Origin of the sequence: Flavobacterium phragmitis, assembly GCF_900112575.1 — a bacterium.
GTDB classification, from domain to species: Bacteria; Bacteroidota; Bacteroidia; order Flavobacteriales; family Flavobacteriaceae; genus Flavobacterium; species Flavobacterium phragmitis.
Window position 1 is genome coordinate 136,657 of the sequence record NZ_FOMH01000003.1, and the last position, 19,202, is coordinate 155,858.

Sequence of the window (19,202 nt, forward strand, 5' to 3'; positions counted from 1 at the left end):
TTTTATGAAAAAGTTAAGCGAAATGAACTAATTGATAGTGGTTTAATATTTTGTTTGGGAATAGAGGAATAACTATTATCCTTATTCCAGAGTATTAGGTTTTTATCGAAAGGATTTACTTTATCCTTCAATGTATGAGTCAAAACAGGCCATTCAAAATCATATCCTGAAGGCACTAAAAAATCATTCTTCTGCCAAAAGGTATTTCCTTTTAAAGGCAACAAAGGTTTTCCGATAATCAATGCTTTATTATGGATTACAACCCATTGCAAAGGTTCCAGTCGAAATTTTGGAGCTGATTCGATATACGCTTTCAATTCCTGATATTCTACCAGTAAAGCCTGTGCTTCTTTTTCCTCTTCTGATCGTTTTAATCGAGTCTGAAGCTTCTGATTTATACCAAAAAAGTTATGATTGAAATTCGGCAACGAAACGGGCAAACCTCTCAAAACCGGCGACCATAACAAACCCGAAGGCAGTTTTTTTGTTGGTAATTGTTTTCCTCTTTCGAACAACAAATTTTCTTTTAACTCGTATATTTTGGTATACGGAATCTGAAGAAGTTCAGCCGAGTCGATTTGTTCGGCTGAGAACTCTTTTATCCAGATGGTACTGGCCTCAAAAGCAATTTTGAGATTCTCCCAATGTCGTATTGCCCCAAGAAAATCCTTATGTTCTTTATTAATTTCTAAAAAGTACATTTTTAAATAGTTTGCAGAATTTTTTGCCACAAAGATTCTATATGTTCCTGAATATATTTTTTCTTTTCAACGTCTTTAATCCAGTCGCAACGGGTTTGAATGTATCTTAATTTATCTTTGATTACATTTTGTTCTTCAAAAGAAAGACTGTCATCCTGCCATTTTTCAATCAGATAATTTACTTCTTTCATCACACTTTCGGCATCTGGTGTTTTGTTGTACATCGCCTGCGGATGGGCTTCTGCAGAAGTATCTTTTTCGATAATTTTATTGATGATTCCTTCCAGAATTTCAATTTGCTCTTCGTTATCCCAAATGTATTTCAGTACCCAGAAATCCGACACAATCGATTCTTTTCTACCACACATTAAAGCACTTGCCGCAATAAGGTTTTGAAGTTTTACAGCGCGTCGGTCAGAAACTTTGATTCCAGTGTTTCGAAGGCTGTGAATAATATCTACATATTCATTTCGTGTAGCACTCAAATCAACCTGACGGCAAAGTTTTTGCAATTCGCGAACCTCATCTGCCGAAATAGTTGGCACTTCTTCCGTTACCGAACCTTCCAGTTTCCATCCCGCAAGTAATACCTGATGCAGTAAATCTGGTTCTACATAATCACATTTTATACGAATCAGAAAACGGTCCAACAAAGCATTTAACGACTCATCTTCGGGCATAAGGTTACTTGCGCCAACGAACATCAACGCTGGCAATTTTTTAGTTTCTTTACCACGACGAAAGATTTTTTCGTTAAGCGCCATCAACAAACTATTCAAGATAGCCGAATTGGCGTTAAAAATCTCATCCAAGAAAACCATCGAAGCTTCTGGCATCATTCCGTCAGTATTCGTAATCAATTCTCCTTCTTTCAATTTTCGAATATCAAACGGTCCAAAAATCTCGTTTGGTTCTGTAAAACGCGTCAACAGATATTCGAAATTTTTGTCGCCCTCGATTCCTTTAGAAAGCGACCTTACGATAGCACTTTTTGCCGTTCCCGGGGGGCCAAGCAAAAAGGCATTTTCCCTTGCCAGTAATCCAATTCCCAATAAATCGATGATTTCATTTTTTCCAACAAAAGTGTCTTTGATATGTTTTAAAACGGCATTTAATTTAGCTGTAGCATTCATTATTTACTTCTATTATATTAATTCTTTTATTTTTTAAAGCTGGACCCAAAATAGTTTTTGATAATCTCCAAATCCTATTTCTAATTGTTTTTTTATAAAATCAGATTGTGCCCATTTTATAGATTTTCTTTGTACAATTCGGTCAACATAAAGTTGAAGCAAACAATCATTTGCCGCAACTACATCAAAACTTATATTTTCAGCATCTAAATCAGATCCAATCGCCGAATAATGAAACTGGATTAAATGCTGTTCTAAAATCTCAATAATCAAATCTTCTGGATCAATCTTCCTTATTTCTGTTATAATCTGAGGCAAAAAACGAAGACACAAATCTGCCGAAATAATTGCCGAAGCATCTATTTCTCCCATATAAAAGGGCAAAAGTTTTTTTAAATCGCTCATTTTATGCTCTCTATGCAACAAAAGTTCTGTGGCCAAATATACAGTTCTGGCAGCCCACAAAGCAGCTCCTGAATTAAAATCAGGTGCTTTGCCAGGATATTCTAAAATTTCATTTTCATATTCTGTTTCCAGAAACAAAACGGCTTCGGTTTCCTCTGTTTCGGCAATTGTAATTAGTTTATCATACAAAATAACCTGCTCAATGGTTCTGAGATGATAAATAGTATCCAAAAAAGGCGTTTTTATTTTCTCCATATTGTTAATTATACCTATTTTGAATCGGGTATTTTTTTAAAGAAAGTAATTTCCCGTCTCATACGAAAAATTGTACAGGAACAAATATATTATTAAATCCGAACCTTTGTTCAAATATTATTTTTAGCTTTTGCAATTGTTTTTAACAAAAAAGAGAAACTACAGCTGCTAACAACTGCAGTTTCCTTCTACAGCTATCAACCATGCATTTTGATACCTGTTTTCAACAAATTATACCAATTGTATTTATTAAATAATTCTAAATATTCTGGTATAATGCCGATGTAATATGAAAATAGAACAATGCAATTGGTCTATATTGAATATACAATCGGGATTAAATTCTAATTTGACTGTCTGCCATGCAGACTATTTTTTTTTAATGCCACAGATTAAAAAGATTTTAAAGATTTTTAATCAAACTAATTCCATTTCTTTTAATCTGTGTTAATTCATATAATCTGTGGCAAAATTTTGATTAAGTATATGATGCTACACATAATCATAAATTCTAATTTTTAAGACACCAGTGCAAAATCTTAGCAATATTTTTGGCATCATCAATTCCGCGGTGATGTGTTCCTTCTAACGGAATATTCAATAATTGCAGAGCGCCATTCATTCCCGTTGGTTTAACCAAACCGAACTTTTCGGCAAAATGTTCTTTTACATTGATATGTTCTTCTCCCATCGGATAAGAAATACCAAACGATCTGCATTGCTTCGTTAGCATATTTAAATCGTACTGACCGTAACTTGCCCAAGTATACAAATCGGGATTATACTCATCAATAAGCTGATTAATAGCATCTTCAAAACTGACTCCTTTCGTATCAAGTAAATCCTGAGTAATCGTGGTCAATTCGGTACAAAATAAACTAACACTCGAGCGCTGAGGCTTTACTAAAATTCCTTTATTCTTAGAAATTGCTCCAGTCTCTGTATCTAATACAGCCAAACCAATTTCTATAATTTCATTTTGCTGACCGCTCGGAACCGCGCTCTGCCAGCATGTGGCTTCTAAATCAATGATGATGATTTTATCTGTAGTTTTCATTTTTTTTTAAAATTTTTAAATAATTGTGTTTAATTTTTTTAATGGCAAAGGACGCAATCCCGATAGCTATTGGGATACGCAAAGGAACGCTAAGATTTTTTCGCACAGTTTGTCATTTCGACCGAAGGGAGAAATCACACGCGGGATTCGACAAAGATTGGCGACATTTTATGCGGAGTTTCCAGTGTGATTTCTCCCTTCGGTCGAAATGACAAACTTTGTGGTTACTTTGAGTTTAAAGATTTTTTTCACGCTACCGATAGCTATCGGGATTACAGATTGTGCAGATTTTTTATAATCTTTTAATCCTTTTAATCAGTGGCTAAAAAACTTTGTGACTTAGCGCCTTTGTAGCAGAAAAATTAGAAAAACATGCTTTTAATATCTCGAAAGAAACTTCTTTTCTTAGATTTTTTTTCAGGCTTCTCTTTTTTCAGAGCATTTTTCTTTTCCAAAACAGCTTTAATTTTCTCAAGCTTTTTTGCTGGTTTTGCTTCTTCTTTTTTAGAAGTTTCATAAAACTTTTTGAAAGGTCTTGGCTCAAAATCGACCATAATAGCTGCCATGTTTATAGCGTCAATGTTTGACAGATCTGTTTCTCCTTTAAAGAAGGTTTCAATAGGTCTGAATTTATCTTTCTTCTCCTTGAACTTATTCTTTTTGGCGTGATCAAAATCCAGAGACAGGAAGTTACTGAAGACATTCAAGTCATCCTTCGTTGGATTATTTTCGAAAATAAGCCAACACAAATCACGAAGTTTACCACGAGAAGGCTTGTACAAATAATCAAAGTATTGACCGCCTTTTTCTGTCTCGTATTTATTTCTAATTGCTTTTTTATATTTTTCTAGTGTATTGTTTTGCATGGTATTTTTTCTTTTGCAATTCTTAGGAATCTCAGGAAAAACAAGGTTCTTCTTGAGATTCCAGTAGTATGCAAAGCCTTAAAAACACCTTTACTTTACTGGATAAATACCTCTAAATTAGATAATCTCTAGATTTCACCTTCTCTTTCCATTGCTTAATGTGCTCCGCATTTACCTCTTTGCTCGAGGCAAACGCAGATTCACTAAGCTCAACTATACCGTCCTGACCAAACTGATGGTACGACGTAAAAACTATTTCTTGATTCATCCTTAAATTTTTATTATTAAACTTAAACTATCAACATTTACTGTTAAAGGTTTCTATTTACTTTACGAAGATTTCTTTCAACTGACCAATTACGTTTCCACCGCCTGAAATGGTGATTTCACCAATCTTATCGGCGATTTTTTCAACGTATTCCATCTCTTTCAACTTCCACAACATTTCGTTTTCTTCCATCAGCTTCGCTGTGTTTAACAAACTTCTTGTTGAAGCAGTTTCTTCTCTTCTCATGATGCTGTTCGCCTGTGCTTTTTTCTCCGCAACCAAAACCTGATTCATAATCTCTTTCATATCGCCTGGAAGAATTACATCTCTAATTCCGGCATCTGAAATTTTTAATCCTAAGTTTTCGATTTTTGAAGCCACTTCTGCCAGAATTTCTTCGGCAATAGCATCTTTTTTGTTTAACAATTCATCCAAGGTCAAACCTCCGATAAAAGCTCTTAAAGCCAATTGCATTGCTACATACAACTGCTTTTCAAAGTCCTTGTTTTCTATCAAAGCTTTCATGATATCAACCACCTGGTATCTCACAAAGAAATTGATTCTCAATCCCGCTTTATCTTTAGTCAACAATTCCTGACCTGATATTTCAACTTGCTGTTGTCTCATATCGATTGTTTTTACTTCGATTGTAATCGCGTTGTTCCAGAAGTAATGCGTTCCAGATTTCAACTCTTTTACAAAAGCTCCGTTCACAAACAACAATGCTTTATCATTGCTCGCTACAATAAACTTTCTTACGAAGTATCTCATTTTCACATTTTCCAATAAGTTTACCTTAACGTCTTCTGTGATTTCGATTTTTGACAAATCAGCTTTTGTGAATTCATTTTTCACAATTCCTTTCCAGAAAGCATATCTTCCTGGCGTTAAAACTTCTTTAAAGTTTCCGTTTACAAACTGTAATACAATTTCGTTATCGGCAACCTCAACAATTTCAAGCATTGAAGCCAAAACTTCATTTTCCAATAAAATGTTCAATTCAAATGGAGTCTGAAAAACGGCATTCATATCGTAAATCAACACATTTTTGTTTCCAAAAATCCAGTGCAAACCTTCTTCTAATACTTTAATTAATTTTCTGTTCTCGAAGACCAAGCCCACTTGGTATGCTCCGATATTAATTTTCTTTATCATTTTTATTTTGTTGTAAGGTTTAAAGTTTCATGTTTTGAAATCTATAAAACCCCTATCCTCTATTTTCTTTATTCTATTTTCTATTCTCTTTATTCTATTTTATTTAAAGTCAAACGTCTTTACATTTAACTTATAACTTACTTAAGTAAAAAACCTCCTTGCCTTTATCCTCCGAAAAAAGCGGGTGAAAAGTTGTAATTTGTCTCCCTGAGTTGTTTGTGATTATCTTTTGTTTTTATGATCCCCAAATCATTTTAACAATCAAACCGAAAAGAAAACAAGTATTTCAAAAAACAATACTTCTCGCACTGGCTTTATCATGAGTGTGAAATTTCAGTCCCGTCCCGACACTTCGGGATGAAATCTTCATTTCACTGACAAAGACAAATCAGTTTTTCTAACTGGTCATCTTTTCAAGAGTGATGGTCTCTACTGTTCACAGATTTTCAGTCTGTTGACTAGCCACTTGTCTAACCGAGTTAAAATCGGTGCAGGATTCGAACCTACGTAAACATTCTATTACTCTACCAACTGAGTTACCGCATTACTGCGGATGGGAATCGAACCCATGACACATAGATCGTGAGATAGTTTTTTGGAAAACCATCAAAACCTCCAAATCAAGTTGCATAGAAAAACATAATCCGCGGTTGCGAAAAGTTGCCTACAATGGTGCTATACAGAAACACTCAACTGGACTTGTTTGATATTTTTAAACAAAGCCTAAACTTTGTTGTATTTCAGTTTTTAAAAGAACTTCTTTTATTTCTTATTCAAATATTCAAATTACACTGCGCAATTATTTTGCGCAGTGCAAAAGAAATTAGTTAATCCATTCGATAACAGTTGACAAATAAACTTGTCGCACCTCTTCAAATCGGGTTATATTAGGGATATGATTTACTTCTAATAAATATTTAGTACCATCTTTGGCTACGATGTAATCGTTTCCAATCATATCCATTTGCAAAGTGTTCCTGATATGAATCGTATCCTCTAACAAGTCCTGATCTACAGTCATAAAAGTAGCATCGTCCGGATGAATCGATTTTAACCAGTCGTCGCCTTCCAGTTTAATCTGCCAATAGGTATCGCCAATCATCATGATTCGAACTGCTTCGCCTTCGTAAAAAGGTTCGATGGTAGCAGTAAATTCACTTTCCCACTCTCCTGTAAAACGATGTTTGTTTTCGCCACAATGCCAGTTTCCCCATTTCGCAACAGTATCACCCGTTGTATTGACAGAAGCGCCAGCACTTACAAATCCGCGTGGAGCACTAAATCTAGAAAGAGATAAAGCTTTTACCAGACAAGGAATCTTAAATCGGCAATCCAGCATCGCAGAGGCTTTTGGATAACAATCTCCTCCCCAGATCGCAAGACCTGCAATAAAGTCAAAGTCATTATCATAAATTCCGTAATAGACCACTTTATCAACCGGCAACATGCCAATTCCGTTAGATTTTTCCATATAAAGAATCTCATCTTTTACTACAATTTTTGGTATCGACTGATGCCAGATAATATGTCCTGAATATTGTGCTTTTATGATGTCATATTCTTCTTGTTCAATTCCAACAAGCGCTATTCTATTGTATAAATGTTTCATAACTTTTACTTTTTAATGTTACTTTTTTTTGCCACTAAGGCTCAAAGGCACAAATATTTAATTTAATTTGATTCTTTCATTTTGTGACTTTGCGTGAAAATTGCTCGCCAGCTTTCTTAAATTACTTTGTCAATATCTCGCAAAGACATATTTTTTTTATTTACTTATATCTTTGAACCTTTGTGGCAAACTCCTTTAAACTACTTCCATTTTTAATCGTTTAATACCAAAATCTGATTTTCTTAATTTGCACATTCTATCGTCTGAAATATGGTGGAAAACAATTCCCTCAATATCATTTTCTGATAAGAACATTTTCAATTCATCAAAATCAAAACTTAGAGAATCAAATACTTCTGAACCGTGTTTAACTAAAGTATGTTTTTCTAAGTTTTCAGGGTTACCCTGCACTTTTGGCCCGCATAATTCGTAGGTTCCATCTGCTTTCAATTCTAAATGATCAAAACCTTCAAAGAAATGTTTATCCTCAGATTTTACCCGATCACATTTTACCCAGTGCGGATGGTGTCCCGTAATTAAATCGGCTTCCTGACACGGAATCGCATTTGCCGGAATCGAACGTCCTTTTTTAGCATCAAATCGTTTGAATAATTCTCCACCAATAATTGCTACCGCTGTACCGTCAAATTTTCTGGTTGCAATTGCTTCACCGTTCATTACCCAGGCATTTTCTGCGTTTAACTTGTTTATTACTCTCGCTAAATCGTTTGGATTTTTAACGAATAATGTGCTTATCTTTTTCATCTTTATTTTTTTTAGTTTGCCACTAAGGCACTAAGGCTCAAAGTTTTTTTTTGACACTTTGTGCAAATATTTCTCTCTACTACATCTTTAAAATCTCTCACAAAGTCGCAATGTTTTCTTTTTTATATCTTGCTTTTTAAATCTTTGTGACTTCGTGTCTTTGTGGCATTTTCAATATTTGTCTGGGAAGCAAGATTCGAACCTGCGACCTCCCGCGTCCAAGGCGGGTAAACAACCACCGTTATCTTCCCAGTTTTTTCAAAGATCCTGAGGTGCTAAGGCTTAAAAACTTAGTATCTTAGATTCTTAGAACCTTAACATCTTTAAAAAAAGCGGTTCATACGGGAATCGAACCCGTTTCTCCCGAGAGACAATCGGGAAGGTTAGCCAGTAACCCCAATGAACCTGTTCCTTCTAGAGAACGTGTGATTTTGGAAGGATTCGAACCTTCATCCTGCTGTTATGCACTGCTATTCTACCAATTGAAATACAAAATCATTTATTTTTTCTTTTTACCACAATCCCAAAAGCTATCGGGACTAAAACTTAAAGTTTTCTTTTCTTTAAAGCTTATTAAATCTTTGCGACTTTGTGCCTTTGTGGCTTTGTGGCAAAACTATAGGCATAAAAAAAGCACCCGATCAAAGGTGCTTTACAAAATTCAACGTGATATAACTATCCTATTGCCTATATTGATGCACCTGCATTGTGAAACGTCCAAGATCAAATCTTGCGTTTACTGGTAATCCGTATGATATTTTATTTTGTAAAGCCATTTTATATGCTGTATTATATTTTAAAAATTCTTGTTATTATTTGAAACGTTGTGTTTCAATTTTGTTCGGCAAAGATAATGTCGAAAAAATCATATTTCCAAATATTTTTTAAGATTATTTTTCTGATTATCAACAAGTTAAAGTCAAAATTAAAGCAAAGAAATTCCTGTCCGCAAACTGGTGCAGATTCATCTTTTTATCAAATGACTGTTACTCATTAGATTACTTCTCAAGATTATATTTCGCTATTTTGATTAATCATTAAACATTTGGTCAATTATTTTTTTAGTTTTTTTAGTTAATACTTCTTTTTAATCATTTTTCAATCTCCTTTTTGTACTATTCGACGAAATCAAATTGTCTAAAAACAAAAAAAGCGTCCTACAATGTGGACGCTTTTTTGATTTTATGATGAGTTTGACTCTAAATTTTACATTTTAATTTCATAAAAATACATATAGCATCCTGATACTTTAGCCGGAAATGATCCTGCTAAGTGGTCAAAATATTTTGCTATTGAAAGTCTCATATGTATTTTTCTGTTTTTAATTATGGAGCAAATGTAGTATATTTTGTCATAATTTAACTTAGTAATTAAAATTAATTTTAACATATTTTATTAAAATCCTATTAACCACACTGAAATTCAACACTATATAGTTCACCTAAATTTGAACTCATATCTTACGAATTCGCTTTCACGAAGACGTGGATTGAAACGGATTTTTTATTTTAATTGAATTGTTTTTCGCCAGAGATTCGTAAAGGCATTGTTGTTTAAATTGTTATTTGCGATAAGAACGCAATTATTCTAACACTGAGAAATCCAACAAAGAAACAACAATTGAAACTATAAAATGAGCACATATTGCTATCAGTAATTTTTTAGGAAAAACACCATAAAAAAAGAAAGCACCTCCAATTATACCTAAATGAATCTGTTTAAAACACAATAGAATGTATTTTGAAGAAAGACTATTCAATAGGCTTGTAATTTCCAGCATTCCTGAATTATGACTTTTATCATTTTATATCTCAATAATGTGATTTATTTTTGTTTAAATAATTCGGGAAATGTTTTAATTTAAATTCATAATATCATGAAAGTAATCAAACATTCAGGTCACGTTGTGCCATTTGATATTGAAAAACTAAAAAATTCACTTCAAAAATCAGGCGCTTCACCCGATCTTATTGAAAAATGCCTAAACCAAATACAAGACCAAATCTATGATGGGATTACAACCAAACAGATTTATAAATTGGCCTTTGCTATTTTAAAAAAAGCCGCGAGCGGAGATGCAGCACGTTACAATCTCCGATCTGCTTTACAAATGCTGGGTCCAGACGGTTTTTTCTTTGAAAAATTTATTTCGCTTTTATATGCAGAGGAAGGTTATAAAACCAAAACAAATTTAATCCTGCAAGGAAAATGTGTCTCACATGAAGTAGACATAGTGCTCAAAAAAGAGAATCGAATCTCGATGATTGAATGTAAATTTCACAATAGTCGAGAAAAGTCTTCAGATGTAAAAGTTCCAATGTACATTCTTTCTCGTTTTAATGATCTTCAAACCAAACAGCACACTCTTTTTTCAAACAACGAAACCATTAACTCCTGTATTATTGTTACTAATAATCGTTTTACTAAAGATGCTGAAACTTTTGCCAATTGCAGTAAAATAGAGCTTTTAAGCTGGGATTATCCCAAAAACAACAACATCAAAAATAAAATTGATGAAACGGCGCTCTATCCTATCACCTGTCTTACAACGTTATCACTGTTCGAAAAGGAGCAATTACTTATCCTAAATATAATACTTGCAAAGGATTTAATTACGAACTCAGAAAGTCTTTATAAAATTGGTCTTAAGGAAAAACGAATTAAAAACATACTAAAGGAAGCCTCTCAAATTTGTAAACTTATTTAAAATGAAAATAAAATTTATAGGTGGATCCGGAACCGTTACTGGCTCGAAAACACTAATAGAAAGCGCTGGTGTAAGAATACTAATTGATTGCGGATTGTTTCAAGGTCTTAAAGCATTGCGAGAACTCAATTGGCAACCTTTACCCATTTTACCCTCCAGTATTGATTATGTTCTGCTAACTCATGGTCATCTAGATCATTGTGGCTGGTTGCCAAGGTTAGTAGCGCAGGGTTTTAAGGGTAAAATATATTGCACCAATCCAACTAAATCTGTAGCAGAGCTTGTCCTTTTGGATAGTGCTAAAATTCAGGAGGAGGAAGCGTATTCTGCCAACAAAAAACACTATTCTAAACATGAAAAAGCAGAGCCTTTATATACCGTGGAGCAGGCGAAAGAAGTTTTTCCTTTTTTTAAAATAGTACAACAAAATACTCCCATAATTCTGGATAATGATATCGAAGCTGTTTTTTCAACTTCGGGACATATTATAGGCGCCTGTAGCATTACATTAAACATCGAGGGCAAAACTTTGGTATTCTCTGGAGATATAGGACGCGATAATGATGTTTTGATGTTTCCTCCAACAAAACCTGTACTGGGCGATTACTTTTTTTTAGAAAGTACTTATGGAAATCGTCTGCATCCTGATCTCGATGTAAAAAAAGAGCTGGAAAACTATATCAATACAACAATACAACAAAATGGAACTGTTATTATCCCAGGATTTGCTGTTGAAAGAGCACAATCCATAATGTATCTTTTATGGCAACTTAAAACCGAAAGAAGAATACCAAATGTACCCTATATTCTCGACACACCAATGGGCGCTAATGTATTGAACGTTTTCCTGGAAAATAAACAATGGCACAAGCTCTCGCTCACTGATTGTTATGAAATGTGCAAAATGTTCCGAATAATTTCTGAATTTGAAGATACTTTGCGCATTATAGAAGATCCGCAACCTAAAGTAATTATCGCTGCGAGCGGAATGGCTACGGGAGGAAGAGTACTATCTTATTTTGAACATTATATAGGGCTTACAACAACAACCGTCATAATTGTGGGATATCAGGCTGAAGGTACACGTGGCAGAAAACTTATAGAGGGAGCTCAAGAAATCAAAATATACGGAAACTATTATGATGTAAAAGCAAAGATTGTTCAAATAGAGGGACTCTCTGCCCATGGTGATCAGGAAGATTTGTTAAATTGGCTTTCTATTTTAAAAACTGCTCCAAAATGTATTTATTTAGTTCATGGTGAAAATCAAGCCGCCGACGAACTAAGATTTAAAATCCAGGAACGATATGGCTATTCATGTAGAGTTCCGTTGATGGGAACTGATATAGAAATCTAAGATTTTTGTCTTCTAAAATATTTTACTACTTCAAACCACAACACTGAAACTGAACCTATCAAAATGCATAAAATAAAATGAAAAAGCGTAATGCGTTCAAAATTAAAAAGAGATCGCATAAAAGGGATTGTCAATAACATTGCAACCACAAACACTGTAATACAAATTATAATTGGAATCAGATTATTTTTGTATTGTAATGTAGTTGATAAGGAATAATAAAAAGATCGGTTTACGAGTGTCAAGACAACATTAGCCGTAATCAAAGTGAGAAAAACCATTGTACGGGTTAAATCCTCATTCCATTGATTATGTACCGAATACTGATAAACAAACAGCAATCCCAATGTTATGGCAATTCCCTGAAAAATACTTATTGTAAGTTCTTTTACATTAAAAAATGTCGAAGTTAAGGTTCTTGGCCCTCTTTTCATTATATCTGCTTCTGCAGGTTCATTCTCATATATTATCGAGCAGGTTGGCCCCATAATAAGCTCTAGCAAAATAACATGAAGAGGACTGAATATATTAGGATAAATCCATCCTAAAACAAGTGGAAGAAAAACAATCAGGATTATTGGGATATGTATGGATATAATATACTGAACAGCCTTTTTTAAATTAGTATAAATTTTCCTGCCCATCGCTACAGCATCGACCATTTTTGAAAGATCATCTTCTGCCAAAATAAGCGATGCGGCATCTTTAGCAATTGCAGTACCTTTTTTTCCCATAGCAATACCGATATGAGCTGCCTTGAGCGAAGGTCCATCATTTACACCATCTCCAGTCATGGCGACAATTTGTCCAGAAGCTTTCAAGGCATTTACTATCCTAAGTTTGGCATCAGGAAACATTCGGCTAAAAATATTAACATCCATAACCTTGTCCTGCAATTCTGAGTCGCTCATCTGCATGAGTTCATCTCCTGTGATGGCTTTATCAAAACCTTCAAAACCAATTTCTCTCGCTATTGCATTTGTAGTAATGGCATTGTCACCGGTAATAATTTTAACGGCTATTCCCGCTTCATAAAAAGACTGCAATACCTGAGTAATATTATCCTTAGGCGGATCATAAAATGCTACCAAACCTTTAAAAACAAAAGGAATTTCCTGCTGCATTTTAGGGTAATCGGTGCCTTCCCAATTTCCAAGCGCAACTCCTAATATCCTATAACCATTGCGTGCAAGCTTATTCATCCCTTCTATTGCTTTTTCTCTTTCTTCTCCTAAAAGATTACAAACCTCAAAAATAGCTTCGGGCGCTCCCTTTGCCGCAATAATCCGATTGCCAACCTTATCTTCAAAAACGTGAGTCATCATAGGAGGCTTGCCAGATAAAGGATATTCATGAATCATTCTAAAAAAAGTCCTAAGATCTTGAGCGGATTTTTGTTTATAAATAGCATGAATTGCAATTTCCATTGGGTCAAAAGCTATTGGTTCGCTTGCCCACATTGCTGTGGTAATGAGTTCTTCCGATTCTTTTAATTCGTTAAATGTATTTATTCCAACTTCTAATCCAGAAGGCAAGTAAAGCCCTGCCAATTCCATTTTATTCTGTGTAATGGTTCCTGTTTTATCTGTGCAAATAACTGTAGCGCTTCCTAATGTTTCAACGGTTTTCATTTGTTTCACTACGATACCCATATTCATAAGCCTTCGCGCTCCTAGAGCCATAAATGTTGTAAAAGCAACAGGAATTTCTTCGGGTAAAATACTCATAGCCAATGTAAGGGATATCAAAAGGCTTTCTAAAAAAACACCTACCCTATAATAATTAAGTATCCAAATTAAAATGAATACCAATCCGCCTATAAAAACCATTTTTTTTATAAAATCTGCTATTTGAATTTCCAATGGTGTTTTTTCTTCTGCAATAGACTCTAAGCTGTGGCCAATTTTGCCTAATTGTGTTTGATTTCCAATTTTAGTTGTCTCAAAAATAGCCACTCCAGTAGCAACAGTCGTTCCTGAAAAAACCGTATTATCCTCCAGATTCTCATTTTTAAAAACCGGCAAAGACTCACCGGTAAGCACAGATTCATTTATCGAAAAATCATTTGAGCGAACAAGAATGCCATCAGCCGGAACCAAAGCGCCTTCTTCAATAATAACCAAATCTCCCACAACAATATCCTGCGTTTTAATACTTTGCTCTGCTCCTTCACGAATAACTTTGCATAAAGGTTTGGTAAACTCCTGCAGCTTTAACAAAGCATTACGGCTTCTTTTTTCCTGATAAAGTGATATGGCAATGATCAATAAGATCGAAACTGCAAGAAATATCGCATCGCTATGTTGTCTGTTAATAAAGTAAATTGCAGAAGCTACCAGCAACAAAAGAACCATTGGTTCAGCAAAAATACTTTTGATGAAAGCTAATATCCTGTTCTCTGTTTTTAGATTATAAGCATTGATGCCAAATTTTTTCCTCGACAAAATCACTTCGTCACTATTTAGACCTTTTAATTCTTTTTCATCTTTTTCCATAGAATCTTTTTTAAAATGAAATTAATGTCAGGCGAATTATTTTAAAAATCGTCTTTCAGCTTATTATAATATTAAACAAAAAGAATTTACTTATGTGTAATTTTCAAAAAACATAATTTTCCTTTCCATTTTTTTGTCAAGTTCAAATCTATCCTAATATCCCTGCCAGATATTACAATCTTAAGTTTAAGTCTTATCCATCTGACTCAAAACAGTCGGATCCTGAATTTCATTGTCTTTGGCAAATAATAAAACTTTAGACATTACCTTAGCCGATTTTGGATCGTCATCTGCGAATGGGAGGAATAAACGACCTCTATGTTGTGAGTGAATTGGTAAATGTTATTTTTAAGAGTACACAGCAATCACTCAATTCTTGAAGGTTTATTTTTTTATGGGAAGAATTTGTAGACTAGTCCTTCTCTACTATTAAACAGTTTGGATTTATTTATTGCAAATTTATACATTGTTAATGATCTAATTCTCAAACTCATTTTTTATTTTCTCTATTCTGCTTTCCTCTAAGCGATAGATTGAACATGGAGCGTTTAGCGCTTTTTCTAGATCAATATTTTTAATTCCCAAACGATTCATGATACCTAATGGATAATAAAAATCATCATAACCATATTTCATATCCAGAAAATCTGCTTCTCCTTCTTCTATTGATAGTTGTGCTCCTTTTTCCTCTATAAATGTTTCCTCTCTTTCTATATCTACTGAAAACTCACAACTTCTAAGCAATATACCTTTACTATAAAATTCAAATACCATATTCGGTATCCATATATCTATTGTAAACCTGTACACATCAGCATTGATTGACAAAAAAGTACAAAATTCTTTTGACATTACATTGATTGCTTTACCTTCTATAATAACAAAGTCATTTATAGGTGCTGATATTACGATTTTTCCAACATCATAATAAACATAGTTTGATACATCAAGTGGAACATGTTCTATAGAAACAACACCCGCATTTATCCAAAGCTTATCCTTACTAAGCAACTCAAGGTTAAAGTTGTTTATAAAATTTTCTACTTTTTCTTTTCTAACAACTATCCAGTTATTTCGACTAAAATTTTCTATTATTGAATTCATAAGGTTTATTATGGAATGATCTTTCTACTTGCTGTTTCGAGTGCATCTCACTCATGAACTTATCAAATTGCAAATAAAACATAATAACTTCATTGTCAGGTAAAAGTGCAAAAAGAAAAACACAAAAACAGCTTTTAAAAGCCATAATTGTGTTGAAATAAGTTTTTTGTATGAAATAATTTTCAACCCAAGAAACAGGGAATTAACAAAGCAATACTGTGTTATCTATTTACGAAAAGTTTATTAAGACCTAGCAGGTTTTTAAAACCTGTTAGGTCTAATATAAGGTACTTAACTACACATAAGTCTTATCAATCTGACTCAAAACAGTCGGATCCTGAATTTCATTGTCTTTGGCAAATAATAAAATCCAATAGCGCATTACAAACCCGATAGCTTGGATTTGCAATCCGTGCCCGTTCCAATTGGTAAATCTTATTTAATTCTCAAAGTTTTTTTTTCTCTCTTTGTCGATATGCTTTGCGGGCACGGATTGAAAATCCGCGCTATCGGGTTCATTATAGTGAAAATACGAATTAAAGGAAAGGTGTGCAAGGACTCGAACCTGCATCCTCCTGTTTAGCAAACAGACGCTCTTCCAGTTGAGCTAACACCTTTGTATTTTTATTTGCCACAATCCCGATAGCTATCGGGACTAAGACACGAAGTTTTCTTTTTAAGTTTTGAAACAAAAAAACCTTTGTCACTTTGAAACTATGCGTCTTTGCTGCTTAAAAAAGAAAGGTGTGCCTGGACTCGAACCGGCAACCTCTTACCTGCTGGGTAAACGCTCTTCCAATTGAGCTAACACCTTTATATTTTTATTTGCCACAAAGGCACTAAGTTTTATTTTTAAGTTTTAAAGCAAAAAAACTTTGTCACTTTGAAACTATGCGTCTTTGTAACTTTTAAAAAAAGGTGTGCCTGGACTCGAACCTGCACCTTTCCCTGTGGTCGGGAACGCTCTTCCAATTGAGCTAACACCCTAGTGGATAGTTGGGACTCGAACCCAAAACTTTTCCTGTGGGGGGAATATTTTTCCAATTAAACTACTATCCTAATCTTTACCAATTGGAAACTTTGTAGTTTTTCAATAAGACGCCAAATATACTTTTTCCTTTTATACCCTGCACTATCGGATCAAAAATTCTGCTGGCTCCGTCTACCGAATCCAGTGGCGGAATATAGCCTTCTTCAAACTGTTTTTTTCGCAGGCTTTCTTTTGCTCCCGTCGAAATCCAACCTACATCTACACTGGTCATAAAAATAGCATCTTCTGCAAATTCTTTAGCAGAAGTCAGCGTCATCATATTCAGTGCCGCTTTTGTCATATTGGTATGCGGATGAAAAATCGTTTTGTTGGTGTAACTGAAAATCCCTTCAGACGATGTCACATTAACAATAAAACGTTCCTGAAATGCTGAGTTTAAAAATAATGGCTTTAGTTCTTTTATCAGAAAATAAGGCGCGATTTGATTAATCAGATTAACCTCGACCAACTCATACATACTGATTTCTTCTAAAGTAGAATTCCAACTTGTCTTATCCCTATTATCAACAGGCTGTCCAAAACGCGAAAGCGCTATTTCGGTTTGTTCTTCAAAACCATATTCTAGAGCTTTTACTTCTGAAGTTACCTGAGTTTTATTGGCAATCAGATTTACATTTGCCGAAAATGCTCCAAGCAGGTTTTCTTCTTTCCTGATTAAAGGACTATAATATTCATCGGGATATTTTATAGTTTGTGCCGCATTGTTTATTAAAATATCCAGACTATCAAATTTGGACTTATAAAACGATACAAACTCATTGATAGCATTTAGGTTTCTTAAATCCAGGCCGTAAATAATCAAATTATTTTTCCATTGCTCAAAATCTTCTTCGAGTTTAAGCTGTTCTAACGCAAGCGCAGGAAAACGAGTAGTAAGTACAACATTAGCATTGCTTCTCAATAACTTTAACGCTGTTGCAAAACCTACTTTTACTCGTCCGCCGGTTATAATTACATTTCGTCCTTTCAGGTCTAAATGCTGAAAACGTTTTTGATAATTTTCTTCGGCGCATTCCGGGCAAAGTCTGGTGTAGAAACTATGTGCCAGTTTATAAGACTGATTGCAGGCGTAACAATTTTTAGGCAGATTTAATTCGGTAAATTGTTGTTCGTCCGGAGCTTCTTTTTCTGCAAATAACGTTTCTCCATTTAAAGCTTTTGATACTATCGTCGCATTCTTGCTAACCTGCAAATCTTCTTGTTTTTTTGAAGTATAACTGGCGCTACGAATATTCTTTTTGGCATTTTTATGAATTTTGGTAATCAAACCCGCAAACAAATCATTGTCAGGATTCTCAAACGGATTGTCTTTTAAAGCCTGTAAAACCTTTATACAGCTTTGCCATTCCTGATCATCAAAAATATAGGTATTGTTATTGTTTTCTTTCATTATTATTAAAGAATTACAGTCCTGACTTTATTAAAAAAGGACATTCTTTTTCTATTTTACTCACTACTAATTATAGTCTCCGTTATATCGAGATGAGTCAAAACATATTTCATCAAATTAAAATTTGCCACGGCATGATCTAAAATCCATGCATCAGATGTTACAGCAATCTGATTGCTTTCTGCCATAACTTTATCCGGATTATTGACCAGTTCGACTTTCCAGTCTAAACCATTTTGCAAAGCGACTTCTTCAATTATTTGTTTTAATTTTCCGCTATTAGAGACGGGTTTGTCAAACAACCAATGTGCCGTTTTTACTTTTTCGTTTCTAAAAAAATCAACTATAATGGCAATAGCCTGTGATGTTTGGTTTACTTTTCTGTAAGTTCCATAAACACTTGACAAATCTCTTATATAACCATCCAAACCTCGGAACACATAAGCTTTTGACAAGATGCTTTCCAGCAAAATTAAGACATTAAAACCATCAATAACAATTTCTTTTCCTTCCAGTTCCTGACTTTGAATTTCTTTTGATTTCCGATCTTCAATTTGAATTTGAGAAGCACTCATTCCGCGAACCGCCTGTTGCTGACGCGAATTTAAACGATAACGGTTTCCAACCAAAACTAATGTTGCTTTTTCGCCATAACCTCTGCTCAGAAAATAATGCATATCCGTAACAGCTTCTTTTAGCTTTTGTTGCATTTTTAAAGTTCCGAAAAGTGTATCATCACTGGCTTCTTTTCCCCGGTTTTTCAGATTTGTCATTTTTTTGAAGTTAAAGCTTCGATAAAGTAACGTTCTTTTTTTGTTTCTAACTACAAAAAGTATAAAAACAGGATTGTGTTTTTCAAAAATAGATTAAAAAAGGCTGTTCGG

15 protein-coding genes and 5 tRNA genes are annotated in these 19,202 nt (G+C 34.2%); 2 read left to right on the plus strand and 18 right to left on the minus strand.

All coding sequences use genetic code 11. The annotated features are described in order from the left end of the window. Positions 1–2: 2 nt before the first annotated feature. From BM289_RS06235 to BM289_RS25410, 10 genes are all read right to left on the minus strand, one after another. Entirely contained in the window at positions 3–701 is a 699-nt protein-coding gene (locus BM289_RS06235) for a hypothetical protein (RefSeq protein WP_091491775.1), read from the minus strand. 2 nt (positions 702–703) lie between these two features. Further along, the gene (locus tag BM289_RS06240) at positions 704–1,834 is read right to left on the minus strand and encodes an AAA family ATPase (RefSeq protein WP_091491776.1); all 1,131 of its coding nucleotides are present in this window, start codon (positions 1,832–1,834) and stop codon (positions 704–706) included. A 33-nt stretch (positions 1,835–1,867) separates the two neighbouring features. Continuing rightward, positions 1,868–2,494, minus strand: a complete 627-nt coding sequence (locus BM289_RS06245; RefSeq protein WP_091491778.1) for a hypothetical protein — start codon at positions 2,492–2,494, stop codon at positions 1,868–1,870. A gap of 511 nt (positions 2,495–3,005) precedes the next feature. Continuing rightward, a complete protein-coding gene (locus tag BM289_RS06250) occupies positions 3,006–3,551 on the minus strand; it encodes a 3'-5' exonuclease (RefSeq protein WP_091491779.1) in 546 nt (181 codons plus the stop codon). Positions 3,552–3,913: 362 nt separating this feature from the next. Continuing rightward, on the minus strand, positions 3,914–4,417 hold the full coding sequence (locus tag BM289_RS06255; protein WP_091491781.1) for a hypothetical protein: 504 nt from the start codon (positions 4,415–4,417) through the stop codon (positions 3,914–3,916). A 325-nt stretch (positions 4,418–4,742) separates the two neighbouring features. Beyond that, the gene (locus BM289_RS06260) at positions 4,743–5,840 is read right to left on the minus strand and encodes a slipin family protein (RefSeq protein WP_091491783.1); all 1,098 of its coding nucleotides are present in this window, start codon (positions 5,838–5,840) and stop codon (positions 4,743–4,745) included. An 823-nt stretch (positions 5,841–6,663) separates the two neighbouring features. Continuing rightward, positions 6,664–7,449 carry an ATP-grasp domain-containing protein gene (locus BM289_RS06265; RefSeq protein WP_091491784.1) on the minus strand — a complete coding sequence of 262 codons (786 nt, stop codon included), beginning with the start codon at positions 7,447–7,449 and terminating at the stop codon, positions 6,664–6,666. Between the two features lie 195 nt (positions 7,450–7,644). Further along, on the minus strand, positions 7,645–8,214 hold the full coding sequence (locus tag BM289_RS06270) for a hypothetical protein (RefSeq protein WP_091491786.1): 570 nt from the start codon (positions 8,212–8,214) through the stop codon (positions 7,645–7,647). 181 nt (positions 8,215–8,395) lie between these two features. Beyond that, a tRNA-Pro gene (locus BM289_RS06275) sits at positions 8,396–8,467 on the minus strand. A gap of 173 nt (positions 8,468–8,640) precedes the next feature. Then, positions 8,641–8,711, minus strand: a tRNA-Met gene (locus BM289_RS25410). 1,379 nt (positions 8,712–10,090) lie between these two features. Here BM289_RS25410 and BM289_RS06280 point away from each other — a divergent pair. Both BM289_RS06280 and BM289_RS06285 read left to right on the plus strand, forming a co-directional pair. Then, positions 10,091–10,921 carry an ATP cone domain-containing protein gene (locus BM289_RS06280; RefSeq protein WP_091491787.1) on the plus strand — a complete coding sequence of 277 codons (831 nt, stop codon included), beginning with the start codon at positions 10,091–10,093 and terminating at the stop codon, positions 10,919–10,921. Position 10,922: 1 nt separating this feature from the next. Continuing rightward, positions 10,923–12,278 (plus strand): MBL fold metallo-hydrolase RNA specificity domain-containing protein, encoded by a 1,356-nt coding sequence (locus tag BM289_RS06285; RefSeq protein WP_091491789.1) that lies wholly within the window; start codon positions 10,923–10,925, stop codon positions 12,276–12,278. On the opposite strand, the gene BM289_RS06290 is transcribed toward BM289_RS06285, so the two are convergent. From BM289_RS06290 to BM289_RS06320, 8 genes are all read right to left on the minus strand, one after another. Continuing rightward, complete coding sequence (locus tag BM289_RS06290) at positions 12,275–14,773, minus strand: cation-translocating P-type ATPase (RefSeq protein WP_091491790.1); 2,499 nt, start codon at positions 14,771–14,773, stop codon at positions 12,275–12,277. The two genes, BM289_RS06285 and BM289_RS06290, sit on opposite strands and share 4 nt — an antisense overlap. A gap of 186 nt (positions 14,774–14,959) precedes the next feature. Beyond that, positions 14,960–15,106 (minus strand): DUF7737 domain-containing protein, encoded by a 147-nt coding sequence (locus BM289_RS25875; protein ID WP_449404153.1) that lies wholly within the window; start codon positions 15,104–15,106, stop codon positions 14,960–14,962. Positions 15,107–15,250: 144 nt separating this feature from the next. Next, positions 15,251–15,877 carry a hypothetical protein gene (locus BM289_RS06295; protein WP_091491792.1) on the minus strand — a complete coding sequence of 209 codons (627 nt, stop codon included), beginning with the start codon at positions 15,875–15,877 and terminating at the stop codon, positions 15,251–15,253. Positions 15,878–16,420: 543 nt separating this feature from the next. Beyond that, positions 16,421–16,494 (minus strand) — tRNA-Ser (locus BM289_RS06300). Positions 16,495–16,617: 123 nt separating this feature from the next. After that, positions 16,618–16,691 (minus strand) — tRNA-Ala (locus BM289_RS06305). Positions 16,692–16,791: 100 nt separating this feature from the next. Beyond that, a tRNA-Trp gene (locus BM289_RS06310) sits at positions 16,792–16,864 on the minus strand. Positions 16,865–16,941: 77 nt separating this feature from the next. Continuing rightward, complete coding sequence (locus tag BM289_RS06315; RefSeq protein ID WP_091491794.1) at positions 16,942–18,318, minus strand: SDR family oxidoreductase; 1,377 nt, start codon at positions 18,316–18,318, stop codon at positions 16,942–16,944. Between the two features lie 56 nt (positions 18,319–18,374). After that, on the minus strand, positions 18,375–19,091 hold the full coding sequence (locus BM289_RS06320) for a DUF434 domain-containing protein (protein ID WP_091491795.1): 717 nt from the start codon (positions 19,089–19,091) through the stop codon (positions 18,375–18,377). Positions 19,092–19,202: the final 111 nt, after the last annotated feature.